Source organism: Rothia sp. 27098_8_161 (assembly GCF_041432905.1).
Taxonomy (GTDB): domain Bacteria; phylum Actinomycetota; class Actinomycetes; order Actinomycetales; family Micrococcaceae; genus Rothia.
The window spans coordinates 18,576-34,406 of record NZ_JAPWAL010000021.1 but is presented as its reverse complement, the minus strand read 5'-3'; the positions used below and the strand labels follow the sequence as shown (position 1 = coordinate 34,406).

9 protein-coding genes and 1 tRNA gene are annotated in these 15,831 nt (G+C 57.7%); 4 read left to right on the top strand and 6 right to left on the bottom strand.

Features of this window, described 5'->3' with window-relative positions; translation table 11 throughout:
* The 3 genes from O3648_RS07340 to O3648_RS07330 form a co-directional block, all read left to right on the top strand.
* On the top strand, nt 1–2,598 hold a 2,598-nt coding region (locus tag O3648_RS07340; RefSeq protein ID WP_371569334.1), incomplete at its 5' end, for a UPF0182 family protein.
* A gap of 249 nt (nt 2,599–2,847) precedes the next feature.
* Nucleotides 2,848–2,921 (top strand) — tRNA-Met (locus O3648_RS07335).
* Nucleotides 2,922–4,089: 1,168 nt separating this feature from the next.
* Complete coding sequence (locus O3648_RS07330; RefSeq protein ID WP_279755082.1) at nt 4,090–6,624, top strand: S-layer homology domain-containing protein; 2,535 nt, start codon at nt 4,090–4,092, stop codon at nt 6,622–6,624.
* 105 nt (nt 6,625–6,729) lie between these two features.
* Here O3648_RS07330 and O3648_RS07325 read toward each other — a convergent pair whose 3' ends face one another.
* The 4 genes from O3648_RS07325 to O3648_RS07310 form a co-directional block, all read right to left on the bottom strand.
* On the bottom strand, nt 6,730–7,494 hold the full coding sequence (locus tag O3648_RS07325; RefSeq protein WP_279742123.1) for a PspA/IM30 family protein: 765 nt from the start codon (nt 7,492–7,494) through the stop codon (nt 6,730–6,732).
* 266 nt (nt 7,495–7,760) lie between these two features.
* Nucleotides 7,761–9,821: a TPM domain-containing protein gene (locus O3648_RS07320; protein ID WP_371569331.1), complete on the bottom strand. Its 2,061-nt coding sequence runs from the start codon at nt 9,819–9,821 to the stop codon at nt 7,761–7,763.
* A gap of 237 nt (nt 9,822–10,058) precedes the next feature.
* The gene (locus O3648_RS07315; RefSeq protein WP_279755085.1) at nt 10,059–12,371 is read right to left on the bottom strand and encodes a non-ribosomal peptide synthetase subunit; all 2,313 of its coding nucleotides are present in this window, start codon (nt 12,369–12,371) and stop codon (nt 10,059–10,061) included.
* A gap of 302 nt (nt 12,372–12,673) precedes the next feature.
* Nucleotides 12,674–12,841 (bottom strand): hypothetical protein, encoded by a 168-nt coding sequence (locus O3648_RS07310; RefSeq protein ID WP_279742120.1) that lies wholly within the window; start codon nt 12,839–12,841, stop codon nt 12,674–12,676.
* A gap of 355 nt (nt 12,842–13,196) precedes the next feature.
* On the opposite strand from O3648_RS07310, the gene O3648_RS07305 reads away from it, so the two are divergent.
* A complete protein-coding gene (locus O3648_RS07305; protein ID WP_371569329.1) occupies nt 13,197–14,507 on the top strand; it encodes a S1C family serine protease in 1,311 nt (436 codons plus the stop codon).
* Between the two features lie 170 nt (nt 14,508–14,677).
* Here the strand turns inward: O3648_RS07305 and O3648_RS07300 are convergent, their stop codons facing one another.
* Complete coding sequence (locus tag O3648_RS07300; RefSeq protein ID WP_279742118.1) at nt 14,678–15,325, bottom strand: uracil-DNA glycosylase family protein; 648 nt, start codon at nt 15,323–15,325, stop codon at nt 14,678–14,680.
* 1 nt (nt 15,326) lies between these two features.
* Nucleotides 15,327–15,794: a tRNA (cytidine(34)-2'-O)-methyltransferase gene (locus O3648_RS07295; RefSeq protein ID WP_279742117.1), complete on the bottom strand. Its 468-nt coding sequence runs from the start codon at nt 15,792–15,794 to the stop codon at nt 15,327–15,329.
* Between the last annotated feature and the right edge of the window lie 37 nt (nt 15,795–15,831).

The following is a 15,831-nucleotide window of genomic DNA, read 5'->3' as shown; positions in this document are numbered from 1 at the left end:
GTCGCGCTGTTCTTCAACCAGCAGTCCTTCGGTAAGACTGACCCCGAGTTCGGCCTGGATTACGGGTTCTTCCTGTTTGCGTTGCCGTTCTTCCGCATGGTGGTGACTCTGGTGACCTCCGCTGTGGTGCTATCGGCGCTCGCGGGCCTGTTCATGCACTACTTCTACGGTGGTATTAAGGTGCAGCCGGGCGGTATGAGCACTACCGTGGCGTTCCGTCGTCACGCTGCGATTGTGGTGGCTGCGTTCTTGCTGACTCGTGCGGTGAGTTTCTGGCTGGATCGTTATTCGTCGACTCAGCAGCAGGTGGGCCGCTGGGCTGGTGCAATGTACACGGACGTGAACTCGTCAATCCCGGTGAACGCTATTTTGGCGATTTCTGCTCTGCTGGTGGCGCTCATGTTTGTGGTGGCGGCTTCGATGAATCGTTGGCGTTTGCCACTGATTAGCACCGCGATGCTGGTAATTGTTGCTGTGGTTGCTGGCGGCCTATACCCGTGGATCGTTCAGCGGTTCCAGGTGGTTCCGAATGAGCAGGGTGCTCAGGCGAAGTTCATTCAGCGCAATATTGATGCGACCCGTTACGCCTACGGTCTGGATAAGATTGAGGCCACCCCGTATGACGCGACGATTGATACCCGTGCCGGTGCGTTGAGCTCTTCGAGCGCGACCATTGCGAATATTCGTCTGTTGGATCCGAATGTTGTGTCCTCGGCGTTTGCTCAGATGCAGCAGTTCCGTCCGTACTACCGTTTTGATTCGCAGCTGGCGGTGGACCGCTATTCGGTGGGTAACACCACGCAGGATACGGTGCTGGCGGCTCGTGAGCTGAACCCGGCGCAGACGAGCGGTGATTCTTGGTATAACCGCCACGTGGTGTACACCCACGGTTACGGTGTGATCGCCGCGTACGGTAACCAGGTGGATTCTGCGGGTAACCCGAAGTTCTTGCAGTCCGGCATTAAGGCGACCGGTGCTCTGAGCGAGGACTACGAGCCTCGTATTTACTTTGGCATGAGTTCACCAGAGTATTCGATTGTGGGCGGTAAGGGCGACACCCTGGAGCTGGACCGTCCGCTCTCTGCTGAGGAGACTAACGCCTCCGATGCGAAGTACACTTTCGCCGGTTATGGTGGTCCGCGCGTTGATTCGCTGCTGGCTCGCCTGTCCTACGCGATTAAGTTCCAGTCCTCTGACATTCTGCTTTCGGACGCGGTGCGTGAGGGTTCGCAGATTCTGTACGAACGCAATCCGCTCGATCGTGTGCGTAAGGTGGCGCCGTACCTGAGCGTGGATTCTAAGCCGTATCCGGCGATTGTGAATAACCGCGTGCAGTGGATCGTAGATGCTTACACCACGAGCGATCAGTTCCCCTACGCGCAGGGTAGTTCCCAAGATGCAGCAACTGCTGCGGGTACTCAGCGTTCTAACTCGGTGAACTACATCCGTAACTCTGTGAAGGCTACCGTGGACGCGTATGACGGTTCGGTGACCCTGTATGCATGGGATGAGCAGGACCCGGTGCTGAAGGCGTGGCAGGGTGTTTTCCCTGGCACGGTGAAGAGCTACCGTGAGATGAACGCTTCGCTGATGAGCCACGTGCGTTACCCGACTGACATGTTCAATATTCAGCGCACCATGCTTAACAAGTACCACGTGACGAACGCCAATAGCTTCTACGCCGGTGACGATGTCTGGTCGATTCCGAACGACCCGACCAATGATCGTAACCAGCCGATTTCGCCCTACTACCTGTCCCTGCAGATGCCTGGGGATTCTCGTGCGCACTTCTCGTTGACGACTACGTTCATTCCTCAGCAGAGCGATTCGAACTCTCGTAACGTGATGTACGGCTTCCTTGCCGCTAATGGTGATGCTGGTACCGGTAAGGACGGCGAGCGTAGCCCCGACTACGGTAAGCTGCGTCTGCTGGAGCTGCCACGTTCTTCGGTGGTTCCCGGTCCGGGTCAGGCTCAGAACATTTTTAACTCAGATGCTGAGGTATCGAACCAGCTGAACCTTCTGCGCCGCGGTTCGTCTGAGGTTATTAACGGCAATATGCTAACTCTGCCGGTGGGCGGTGGCATGCTGTACGTTCAGCCGGTGTACGTGCAGTCGAGCGGTGACGCTAAGTACCCGCGTCTGCAGCGTGTATTGGTAAGCTTCGGCGACAAGGTCGGTTTCGCACCGACTCTGGAGGAGGCGCTGAACCAGGTGTTTGATGGCTCTTCGGGTGTGAAGCTGGACGGTTCATCGTCGGCTAGCCCCTCGGCTTCTGGTTCTTCGGGCGCTTCGACCGGCGGTTCGTCGGCTTCGCAGTCTTCGGAGCTGAAGCAGGCTCTGACGGATGCCTCGAAGGCGATGACCGATGCTGATGCGGCAATGAAGAAGGGCGACTGGGCTGCCTACGGTGAGGCTCAGAAGCGTCTGGAAGCAGCCGTGAAGAAGGCTCTGGAGGCTGAGGAGGCGCAGAGTACAGCTTCCGCTAAGGCTTCTGCATCGGCAGCTCCCAGTACCTCTACGACTCCGAGTGCTGCGGCTTCTGCAAGCGCCCCCGCAAGCGCGAAGCCCAGCGCTAGCGCTTTGGCTTCTCGTTAAGGTGCTGTGAAGTACAAGGTGCTGGGGTAGTGGGGGAGTACACCCACTAGGCGCTTGGGTTTCTGGGTCTAGCGTCCTCGACCTAGAACCGGAGCCTGCACTGGGTATGGCTCCTACTGGCTACCTCTAGCGGTCTCTGATGGAACGGGGTGGAAGCAATGGCTTCCACCCCGTTTTTGTGTGCTTGGTTACAAATAATGATTTTGGCTTGCGTGACCGGTTCTGGGTCTGTATAGTTATATGAGTCGCCGCGGGGTGGAGCAGTTCGGTAGCTCGCCGGGCTCATAACCCGGAGGTCGCAGGTTCAAATCCTGTCCCCGCAACGGATAACTCCCGATAGCTTTTAGCTATCGGGAGTTTTTTTATTCACCAAAACCTGTGCTCTCGCCTGCCTATCTTCTTTTGCCGCCTGCCTGTCGCCTGTTGGGCGGCTTTCTTTATATCCTCTGCCTCTCTTTATCTCATGCCTTCTGTAATCCGTGGAGGGGATCTTCTGAGCCTTGTCGAGGTTGACCTGCCCTTTATGAGGGCGCTTCGGAGAAGTTGGCGGGGACTTGCCTGCTGACCCTTCAGAGGTGCTTAACGTGGATCTTCGAGCCTCTCGAAACTTCCTTAGAGAACTGCTTTGAAAGCACCTTGGGCTGGTCCTCTGAATGTCTCCCGATGTGTCTTTCGAGGTGTTCCTCAGTGTCTCTATCGAGGCTTAGGCGGGTGTGCTCATAGGGTGGGGCAGAGCTGCTTTTGGGTGGTTATTGGCGAGCGATTATACCTTCTTGAGGTGCTACTTTTTGGGCCCCTCGAAAGGGGCTTTGAAGGAGGGCTGGGATGGGTCTTAGGAGCATAATGAGGGGTCCGAAAGGTTACCTGAGTGAGGGAGTGGTGAGGGGATATTTTTGCCTCAAAGTGCATTCTCAAAGTGGAATATGCGAAAGTTGCCTATATTCCTGGCTTGGAAATCACCCGTTTTATCCCGGAATTCCGCGGTTTTTGGTAGAAAACGGACTTCGAGTGCAACAATTCACCATGAAAGTGATTGTAGTCACAGGTAAAACATTCGAGTTAATTGTAGGGTTTTTGAAAACTGTTCAAGAAACATTCAAAAACCCCGGAAAATCAAGGAAAAACAGCCCATTCAACCTCTACTTGAGGGTGGCTTAAGTTCGGCTAGAAGTTGAAGAAAAACTCTAGTTAAGATCTAATTTTGTTCGATACCCAAAAATAGCCCCAAAAAACCGCTGGAAAAGGCTTTTTGACCTGGTAGCTTTGAGTACATGGTCACCGCGGTTCACCGCGCAGTTCTCCGGATTGGCCCCGCGCCCTCCATCACATCAGACACCCCCGCAACACGTACGGGCTGGTTGATGGAAGCGTTCCGGGTAGCGTCACATCCGCAGGCCGACCGCCCATAGGACGTCTCACCTATCGACCATCTATCACTCAACCACTTACGGGCCTTTGCGCCCCAGAAACATTAACAATGAGGACAACCCCATGGCACTTCGCCCCCGTACCGTTAAGGCTGGCTCCCTGGCAGCTATCGCCGTACCCTCCGTACTCGGTAGCACCCTGGTAGCACCCGCTTCCGCATTCGCACCCGTTGTTCAGGACATCCCCGGCGCAGCTACCGCAACCACCGCTCCCAAGCCCCTGTTCACCTCCACTGTGCAGCCCACCCTCTCGCAGGTTTCTGTGCAGATCCGCCAGCAGGCAGAACAGGCAAAGCAGACTCAACAGATTCCCGCAACGACCGCGGTTCAGCCCATCCAGCAAACCTACACTGCTCAGGCAACTCAGGCAGCACAGCAGGCGACCCCCTCGGCTACCTTCCAGTCCGCACAGGCTGTTCAGGCTACCCAGGCGGCTCAGCCTTCCGCTCAGCCCACCCTGGCACAGATTGCCCAGATCCCCGCAGCTACCCAGAATGCTGCAACCCCCACCGCTCAGCCCACCCTGGCACAGATTGCCCAGACCCCCGCAGCTACCCAGAATGCTACAACCCCCACCGCTCAGCCCGCGCAGAGCGCACAGGCTACTCAGGCAGCATCCGGTGTGGCGGCAACCCGCACCAACCAGACTTTCCTGTCATACACCTCCCCGGCTGGTACCACCTCGCAGTACCACGTCTACGCTGAGGGCGTGGACTTCTCCAAGCCCGTTGGCGTGGTCTTCTACTTCGACGGCGACTACTGGCGCAACGATCAGTCCAAGGTCTACGACCCCTCCGGCGAGCTGGCTCAGATGGCTGCATCCGCAGCGGCACAGAACATGCTGTTCGTGCCCGTCATCTCCCCGGACACCAACCGTTACGATGCTGGCGTGACCTGGTGGGAAGACATGGATCGTAACGGTGAGTTCTTCCGTGCCTTCGCATCCTCCTTCATCGCGGCTAACGGTGTGGACTCCTCCAACGTGTGGACCATGGGCTACTCTGGCGGCGCTGAGTTCATCACCTACGAACTGAACACCAAACCCCAGACCTGGCGTAACGGCGGCGGCTCCATCATGGTCGCCGGCGGTGGCCTGGACGAGGGCACCCCCTCGGATGCGCTGAAGTCCCAGCCCATGTACTGGTACGCCAATGCGAATGACGGTACCGGCGAGACCTACCCGCAGACTTGGAGCGCACGAGGCGCGGTTAAGGGCGGCTACAACGCCTACCGCAACGCCGGCTACACCAACGTTTCCGCGACCGTTTTGAACGGCTCGGGTCACTTCGACTACAACTTCTCGCAGATTCTGAGCAATTCGCTCACCAAGGGTACGGAAACCGCCGCCCCCAAGGTCGAGCAGAAGACCGAACAGAAGCAACAGAGCACTCAGCGTGCCCGCACCATGCGCTCCGCAACCTACCAGAGCTACACCTCCCCGGCAGGTACTACCTCCCAGTACCACGTGTACGCGAACAACCTAGACTACTCCAAGCCCGTTGGCGTGGTCTTCTACTTCGACGGTGACTACTGGCAGCGTAACGAGTCCAAGGTCTACACCCCCGACGAGGGCATGCTCGCGGCAATGGGCAAGATCGCTAACACCCGCAACATGGTCTTCGTGCCGGTCATCTCCCCGGACACCAATGCATCCGGCGACGGCATCACCTGGTGGGAAGACATGAACACCAACGGTGAGTTCTTCCGATCCTTCGCGAAGTCCTTCATCAGCCAGAACAACCTGGACGCATCCCAGGTGTGGACCATGGGCTACTCCGGTGGCGCTGAGTTCATCACCTACGAGCTGACCGACCACAACACCGCATGGCGTAACGGTGGCGGCTCCATCATGGTCGCAGGTGGAGACTCGGACGGCTCCATCGACGCTGACGCAACCACCAAGGGGCTGCCCATGTACTGGTGGGTTGGCGCGAACGACACCTCCGGTAACACCAACCCCGTCACCTGGAGCGCACGAGGCGCAGTCGAGTCCGGCTACAACGCATACCTTGGCGCAGGCTTCTCCGACGCCCGTGTGAAGCTGATTGACGGCTTCAGCCACCACGACTACGATCTGCCGCACATCCTAGCGTCCTCCCTGGACTTCGCGGGTAAGACCCCCGCACTGGGCTACAGCGACCTGTCCGATTCGAACCCGAACTACAACGAGATTAGCTGGCACTCTGATCACCGCATCATGATCGGCTTCGCGGACGGTACCTTCCGCCCGAACGCATCGGTCAACCGTGCACAGCTGGCAACCTACCTGTACCGCGTGGCTGGTCGCCCCGCAGTGAACGTACCGGCTGTTTCGCCGTTCAGCGACGTGCCGGTCAACCACCCCGCATACAAGGAGATTTTCTGGCTGAGCCAGCAGGGCATCAGCGGTAGCGACTTCCGCCCCCTGGAGGCCGTCACCGAGTCCACCATGGCTGAGTTCATGTACCGTGCAGCTGGTTCCCCGGCACAGGACCAGGGCGGCTATGCCTCCCAGGCTCTGGCGTGGGCTGCCTCCAACGGTATCGGTACCGGTTCCACCTCTAATGCTGCGGTCACCCGTGACGCTATGGCAGGCTACCTGTACATCTACGCGAACTAAAGCTCGCACCCCTTAACGCATAAAGATCCGCCCCGTTCCTGATGAGTTCAGGAGCGGGGCGGATCTTTATAGGTTTAGCCTAAGAAGCTATGCGCTAGACCAGGCTTAGAGAGTCTGGGTGGGGGATTCCACAGCCAGGGGAGCCGGAGCTGCTGGAGCGTTCTTAGCCTTCAGAGCGGCCAGGCGAGCGTCCAGCTCGGTCTCGCGCTCCATCTGGTCCAGGGTGTTGAACTGTGCGTCCAGGGAGGAAGCTGCCAGTTCCTGCTGACCGATGACGCGTGCCTCTTCGCGGCGAACCTTCTCTTCGAAGCGGCTCATCTCGCTGGTCGGGTCCAGGACATCGAATGCCTTCAGAGCGTCGTTCACCTGAGCCTGAGCTGCTGCAGTCTTCTGACGTGCAGTAAGCTCATCACGCTTGTACTTGACCTCTTCAAGCTTGGAGCGCATCTTCTCCAGGCCGTCCTTGAGCTGGTTGACGACCTGAGTCTGGGAAGCCAGCTGGGGCTCAACAGCCTGTGCAGCCTTCTCAGCGAGCAACTGCTTGTTCAGAGCGATCTTAGCGAGGTTGTCGAACTTGTCAGCATTGGCAACGTCGCCAGCTGCGCGGAATTCATCAGCCTTGTTAGAAGCTGCCAGAGCCTTGGTGCCCCATTCCTGAGCGGCCTTGACGTCCTCTGCGTGATCCTTCTCGAGCAGACGCAGGTTGCCGATGGTCTGTGCTACTGCAGCCTCCGCCTCGCGGATGTTGTTGGTGTAGTCACGAACCATCTGGTCCAGCATCTTCTCCGGGTCCTCAGCTGCATCAATCAGAGAGTTGATGTTTGCCTTAGCGAGCTGTGCAATACGGCCGAAGATGGTCTGCTTAGCCATAATCTCCTACTTTCTGTTCACGGGCTGCGGGGGGAGCACTACGCTCCTCGTGAGCCGTGCCCGTATAGCTAATTATGTGGCAGTTTTCTGGGTGCATGCTGTGAACATGATGCACGCCTGATTTCTGTTACCTAAACTTCTAGTAAATTACCTTAGGTGTTTTCCGGCTGGGGAAGAAACCGGTGAGGTAAGCTACGTACCCTCGCCAGTCAGGGTATAGAAAAATCTGCAGAAACCGACCGGCAGGATCGTTAGCATGGAGGCGGTTAGAAGCTACCGCCGTCACCGCCGCCGCTGCCCCAATCGCCGCCTCCACTGAAGCCACCGCCCCAGCTTCCGCTGCTACTACCGTCACTGCTGTGGCCGCCGTTGCTACCCCAGCTACTGGTGCCGGAGTTCATCGCGGTCATCAGAGCGCCCAGCAGCAGACCCTTCGCAAGGTCACCGCCGAAGCCACCGCCGCGGTCATGGTTGTTGTAGTAGTTGCCGACCTCGCTCTGAGCGCGGTTCTGTGCATCGGTTGCCTTCTGGATGGCCATATTGGCTTCCTTCATAGCGTTCAGCGGATCCGAAGAAGCCAAGCGCTGAGCCTGATCCAGGTGACGCTCCGCCTCAGAAACAGCAGTCAGAGTCATCGGGCCCACCGCAGCACGGCGGTTATTGATGTAGCTACGCGCACCGTTCACAGCAGCGTAGGCAGAACGCATTGTACGATCCAGGTTCTGCGATGCCGCACGAGAACGCTCGCGGGTAGCACGCATATTCGTCATTGCCTTATCCAGCTCAGCGGAGAGCTGATGTAACTGGTTCACCAGAGTTAGTGGGTCATTCGGGCGAGTCGAAGCGCTCTGGGTGACCTGGTTGAGTACCGCCTCCATACCGGCGGCGACCGCACCCAAATCATCGCGACGCTGAGAAGCCGCGAGGCTCTTCGCCTCAGCCACGTCACGCTGAATGCTCAGCAGGTCGGTGCTCAGACCCAGCTGAGCCTGCTCTAGCTCATGCGAACGGGTATTCACGGCCGCACCCAGCGCCTGAATCTGCGAGGCTGCTTCCTCGGCGGTGCGCAGATGAGCAACCGCCTCCGAACGAGCCGTAGCAACGGTCGCCTTAGCCTTCTCAACCTCCGCAGCGCACAGCACCATATTCGACTCCAACAGGGTAGGAGTCTTGGAAATGGGCTCCAGGGCGCTGGGCAGGTAACGTTCCTTCAGCGCGCGGTACTGAGCGGCAATCTCTTCCACCGAGGCACGCAGCTGCGGTAGGCGCTGAGCCAGAGCCTCAATAGCCGCAGGTGCCTCCTGCTCCAGGTTGCGCAACTGAGCCAGCTTAGCGTCCTGCTCCTGAGCAATGCGGGTGACTTCCTGAGAGTTATCAATAATCTCAGTCAACCAAGCACGCTGCTCAGCGTCAGTATCCGGGATGTTATCGGTTAGAAGCTGCTGACGCTGGAAGGACCTACTCATCAGATCCTCAGCACGCGCAATCTCCTGAGCGAACTCGGTGACCTGCTGATCGTTGTACTGGGCGCGCGCGAACTCAAGCTCCTGCTTCGCGTGGCTCATCGTCGTATCAGCCTGGAGCAGGGCGCTACCGGCACGAGTGTGCAGCTCCTCCAATGGAACCTCCGGAAGGGGGGAGTAGTTGCGAGGCGTGCCGTAGGAACGCTGAGGCTGCTGCTGCGCGTTATTCTTCTTGCGGCGGCGGTACATCGCGTAACCACCGGCACCCACGGTTGCCGCCGCGCCCACACCGAGCACGCCGGTCACCAGGCCAGAAGAGCTACCTCCCTTCTGAGCCTCGATACCCTCAACCGCAGCCAGTGCCGCACCCATATAGTCGCTATTCTGCAGCTTCGGCTTGATGTAGTTCTGATACACCTTCGTCTGCTGGTCGCTCGAAAGAGTCTTGGCGCTACCCGCCAAGAAATACGCCTGGCGAGACTCGGTAGCAATCACCAGCACCACATCGGCAGAACCCCAATTGTTCTTCGTAGCAAGCGCCTTCGTCCAGCTTGAAGAAGTAGACGGGTTCTCAAACTTATCGATAACCACCACGTGCAAATCCACGTTGTGCTTCTTCGACAGAGCCGAAATCTTAGACTTTAGGGTAGCGGTATCACCCAAAGAGTTCGTGGAATCGTATACGGTGGTGCCCGTAATCTGCATCGGGGCAACAGCCAACGCCGACGTGCTCAAAAATGCAGAACCAGCCGGCAGAACCACCGGGGCACAAGAAAGACCAGCCGCCAGCACGGTGGCACCCAAGATAGTGCGCAGGCGAGGGCGTGCGGGACGAATCTGACGCGCAAAGGCGTGCTCGGTCATGGTCTTTCCTCCGTTATCGTGAAGTACGAACGGACCTGCACTTCACGGCGTGCTTGTTCATCGCACACCTTAGTGCCGGTCACATTATTAGTGTAGCGGTGGCCTAGTCACACAGACGCACAGATACGAGAATATTGCGCAGCTATTTGCCACCCGTTTACCGACTTCCCAGGATTTATACAGGAAAGCCGGGGGCTAGCCTCACGCTAGATCCCGGCTCACCGGCTATTCAGTTAATTAGCGCCGCCGCGCAATCTCCAGATTACTTATCAGATGCTCCACTACCTCCGCGGCACTAACATCGTGGATACTCTGTACCACACCGTTCACCACCTGAACCCGCGAAGACAAGGTGTACATCCAGCCTAAGAACTGCACATAATTCAGCAACCTAGAACTGGAATCTGCCTGTTCCCGCATCTGCGACCACAAAAAGGGTGTAGTCGGCACGCTACGGCCCTTATACATCTGGGAGTTAGAACGGGCGTCCAGAAGCTCAGCGAGCGCCTCAATATTTTCAGTCAGCTCCTTCAAATCCTCATCAGCGGCAGAGGGACCAACGAAATGACGATCAACCAGGGGCCAAGACATGTAGCCACTACAGCTACTCACCCACGCCAGCTTTAAACGCAGATTCTGTAGGCGAAGCACCTGCTGCAGAAGCCGCGAATGGGTCCGCAACACAGACAGCGGCATGGAGGATAACTTCATCTCTTCCGAAAGCAGACCCTCGGGGGAACCCTCCCCGGAAAACGCCTGATACGGATCTGAGACGCCCAGTAGAAGCACCGTTCCCTCATAATGAACGAACGCCAGAACCTCGGGGACACTTGAGAGAGAACGGATGCGCTCGCCAATGGTTGGCAGATCCTCCCGATCGGGGGCGTACTGTTCGCGCCTGAACATCAACGTATGGATAGGCTGCTTGGCAAGGTGGGGCGAGTAATGAGCAAGTGCCCGCAAATCGGTTACAACCTCCGCCAGAACGCCTTCCTGCTCAACCTGCAGAAGCTCCTGGATAAGCTCAATGATAGAGCGCGCCTGCAGACTCAAAACTGCGGCGCAGAACTCCGCATCCTGAAGCTCAAGACGCACCTTTTCCAGGTGCTCTTCGAGCGTGGACTGTACGCCCTTGAGCTCAAACTCACTCAGCTGTTCTGGGTGGAGCATGCGGTGCGTACCGTCCTCGCTGGAACGGTAGAAAAGCTCGCTAAACTCCAACGTAGACTGAACGCCCTTCAACGCCCGCTCTCGCAAGTGGGGTAGAACGTCAAAGGCAACTTCCGTCATCTCATTCCAGACCTTGACCTCATCGAGATTCGAGTCCTTGCGAACAGTCTTCTTCCAGGTCTCGGCAAGTTGCATGGCGCGGTCAAAATCGCTCAGCTCCACAGAAGCCGCCAGCTTCTGCGCGCTCTCACGCAGATAACGCACCGCGTAGAGGCGGTCGTTCAAAGAGTCCGGGAGGGTATCCTCCAACAGACGCCAACTGAAGGTACGCTCAAAGCACTGTTCCGTCAGGCTAATGACGGCGGCGCTCAGGGAGAGCGCATGATCACGAGCAAAAGCGTAAGAACTCGGGGCATCCGCCAGACGAGGTAGGGACGTATAGAACTCTAACGCCCCGCTCAGCTTCAGCTGAGACATCCGGATGGTTTCTTCCAGCTCGGCGGCAAGCCCCGTACGGTCAGCCTGGGCAGTCTCTTTGAAACTGTGTAGCGGAGAAAACTGCGCACGCTCCAGCGTCTGCAGGTTCATGACCGCACGCATGAGGTAGTTCTCTAGAATATCGACCTGCTGCCAGCGCGGACGCTGATTCAGCGGAACATGATTCTCTTGCGCGCCCACCAGCAGATGCTCCGGTACACCGCTAATCGACGGCAGTGCAAAGACTTCATCCTCTGATGTACTGACAGAAAGCACCATGGGGTAGCGGCTGCGCTGCGCATCCTCTAGCGGGGGAATGAGCTTGTGATTGGTACTCAAAGAGAAACGATCGGAGGGCTTGCTCTCAGGCGCCTGCTGGGGAACCTCCTGCTGCGGGCGCTCTTCAGGCTGCGCCAGGGTGCTCAGGGGCGTGCTCTGTTGCACCTGGCTTTCTGCTGAATGGCTCTGCGCTGAAGAACCGGAGGCGCCACCTACCTGCATCGGCTCCAGAGGCGATGGCACCGCCACCGGCTGCTGAGCACTATGACCCGGCTGAGCCTGCTTCGGCTGGTAGCGCATCGGGTAGCTCACCGTGCCCTGAATCTGCTGAGACTGTGCCTGCTGCGGCGCAGGCTGTGAAGGCCCCTGCTGATCGGGTGCCTGCGGGTGCGGTACCTGCTGATTCATCGACTGGTTCTGTTGCTGTTGCAACACTTGCTGTCTAATCTCACACGCGCGACGGCGCGAGGGGCTCAACGACGCGAACAACGCTACCGCTGCGTAGATCAGAACAAAGATAAGCAACGCGTACAGACGTGTTGTACCGTCCGCAGAAGACGCCACCGCCGCAGATGTGACCGGCAGCGCGCCAACAAGAGCGAAAACAGCAGAAATAATCCTCATAACTTCACCATAACCCAGCTAAATCCTGGGTGCCCGCAACGCCGTCGCCTTACCGCATACTAAAAGGGAAGTAGCCCGGGTACCGGGTGCTTTCGCCCAGTGCCTCCTGCGCTCGCACCACGGTTAAAAGACGATGCGGCGTAAGCCCTCATGCAAGGGTTCACGCCGCATCGATCATCACTCAACTCACTATCGTACCCGGGCAGGTCCTCACACCGCCCCTTCGGGACATACTGGGGATTCTCGTCCCTTCCGGTGCAGGGCTCTTATCTCCCGCCCCGGAAACTATCAAATTCTATGCGCTACCTACCGGTGGTCAACACCTGTGTAGCCAGTGGCTGCGTCAACTCGGCAGTTTTTTCCGCACGATGACGGCGGTGCACCGTTCCCGAGCAACAGGCCACAATACCCGCACCGATACCGATGGAGCTTGCCAAGATCGCACAAAAAATCAGGGTTCCGATCATCATGGGTTTCCTCCTTTGTCCTCGTCTCTATGCACCTGAAACATTACGGAGCAACCCTGTGACCAAGCTGTGTACCAAGAAGCATCAGGCTGTGTAAACCGTGAAGAAAAATTGGGCGCTTTAAAAGACAAACCTGAGAGTGAGTAGCGGACAAAACCCCAAAATAAACTAGCCGCCGAATGAATCGCCGGGTAGCTCAGACCAGCTAATCTGCCCCAAATGAAAGGGGCGAGAAAAATTCCCAGCGAACTCCCCGATTACTAACAGCAAAAAGATACAGAATGCTATAAAACACCCTCTACAGTAGAAACATAGCGTGCGCTCAGGGTGAGGTACACGCTCAACTCTAGGAGAACTCATGACTCAAAACAACGGATGGTTTTACGGGGGCAATGACGGCGTCACGGATGCAACCCGTCCCATGCAGAACGTGAACGGACAGGCAAGCTACCAGCAAGGCCAGAACGCATACCCGCAGGCATACGCATCTCCCGGATACACCTACCCCCAAGCCGCCGCTCAGGTTAGCGCGGCACAGGCTGCACCCCAGAATACCCATAACAACAAGCGTTACGGTGCCGGCGTTGTGCTCACTGCAGCCCTACTCGCAGCCCTCGTCGGTGGTGGTGTCGGTGCGGGCGTCGGAGGCGGTATCGCTGCCTCGAACAACAGCTCCTCCAGCACCTCCTCCCGCGGCTCCGTTAGCTCCAATATCAGTAACTACTCCACCGTGGCAGGCGTAGCAGAAACCGCGAAGAAGGTCCTGCCCTCCACCGTGACCATCATGGCGTCAAATGGCTCCGCCTCCGGCGGAGGTAGTGGTGTTGTCCTCGATAAGGCCGGCCACATCCTCACCAACCATCACGTGGTCACCCTCGAATCTTCCAGAGAAGCATACATCATTGAGGTTCGCCTAAGCGATGGCACCGTGCGCACCGCAACAGTGGTGGGCCTGGACTCTGCAGCTGACCTGGCGGTTTTGAAGATTAACCCTTCCGGCCTGGATCTGCAGCCCATCACCTGGGGCGACTCCTCCAAGCTGGTCTCCGGCGAGGCTGTGGTTGCCCTCGGTGCACCGTATCGTCGTAGCGAATCGGTGACTGCCGGCGTAGTCTCAAATGCAAACCGCGTGCAGCCTGCTGACTCGAAGGGCCAGAACTACATCCCCATGATTCAGGTTGATGTGCCCATCAACCACGGTAACTCCGGCGGCCCGCTGGTGAACCTTAAGGGCGAACTGATCGGTATTAACGCGCAGGGCCAGGCAAGTCAGGACGGTGGCACCGCTGATGGTATGGCGTTCTCCATTACCTCCAACTACGCCAAGCGCATCTCCTCCGAGATTATTGCCAAGGGTAAAGCAACTCACGGCTACCTGGGCGCAAGCGTAAAGAACACCCCCGCGGACACCGGTTCGGGCTCGTCCAAGCTCATCCCCGGTGGTGTTGAAATTGTCTCGGTAGAATCCAACAGTCCCGCCGCCAAGGCAGGTCTGCGATCCGGCGACGTCGTGATTGAAGCCGACGGCCATGCTGTCACCAAGAGCGAAGAGCTCAACGGTACCGTACGTGCCGCAGCGGCAGGCTCCGACCTGAAGCTGAAGATCAAGCGCGGCTCCTCCACCCAGGACATCACCGTGACTCTGGGCAACGCCGACAGTCAGAAGTAACCCCTCGCGTCTGAACTAACAGTACGGCGTAGCTGAGAAACACCCGCTCAGCTGGGACTGCTTAGTTAGCCTAAACAACGTGCATAATAAAGATGCTCCCACCCCATATATGGGGTGGGAGCATCTTTATTAGTAAGGCAGAACTATAGTGATACTGCAGAGCGGGCGGGCTAAGCGTCCTTGAGGACCTCTCCCACACGCCTCCTCAAAGCTGGGATAACCTCCTGCTCGAACCATGGGTTCTTTGCCTGCCACCTAAAATTCAGCGGCGAAGGATGCACCAGAGGCAGGAACTTCGGAAGATAAGACTCCCACGCACGAACCGTCTCTGTCAGGTTCTTCTGTGCCTTCGGGGCGTGCACACCATCCAGGTAATACTTCTGGGAATATGCGCCCACTAGTAGAATCAGCTGAATATTCGGCATGAGCTCCAGTAAGTGCGGATGCCACTTGGAGGCGAAATCCTTACGCGGCGGGTTATCACCGTGTGTGCCCTTGCCGGGGTAGTAAAAATCCATCGGTAGTAGCGAAATCAGCTCAGGATTATAGAACTGCTCGTCCGTTACGCCCATCCACTCGCGCAGCTTCACGCCGCTCTGGTCATTCCATGGAATACGGCTCTCCTGCGCGGCACGTCCAGGTGCCTGGCCAATCACCACAATACGAGCATGAGGGGAGGCTGAAAAGACCGGCGCCCAGCCCCGTCCCGTAAACTCCCTATTCTGCCGATCCAAACGAATCTGCTCAGCCAGGGGAGGGTCCGTCTCCAGAATCTGCTGAACCAGATGCTCCGGCAGATTATGGTGTGTTGCAGTCATGCTAGATGGCGCCTCCCTCAAAACCGTTCTGACGCCACGCCTCAAACACAGCAATGGACGCAGAATTAGCCAGGTTCAGCGAACGACGGCCCGGCTTCATCGGAATCTTCACACGCTCGCTCACATGCGGGTCCTGCTGAACCTCAGCAGGGAGCCCCACCGACTCCGGACCAAACATGAACACATCATCGGGACGGTACTCAATATCCGCATATGAAGTCGAAGCAGTGGTCGTGAACGCAAAAACACGCTCCGGAGCCAGAGCCTCCCACGCATCCTCAAGGGTCTCATGCACCGTCACCACCGCCAGGTCGTGATAGTCCAGACCCGCGCGGCGCAGATGCGCATCATCAAAGTTAAAGCCCAGCGGCTTCACCAGGTGTAGCTCAGCGCCAGTAATCGCCGCCAAACGGATAGCGTTGCCGGTATTGCCGGGAATCTCAGGGGTATAGAAAAGAATCTTGAACACGTTCCTAAGTGTACCGCGCAGCCCACGACCATCATTG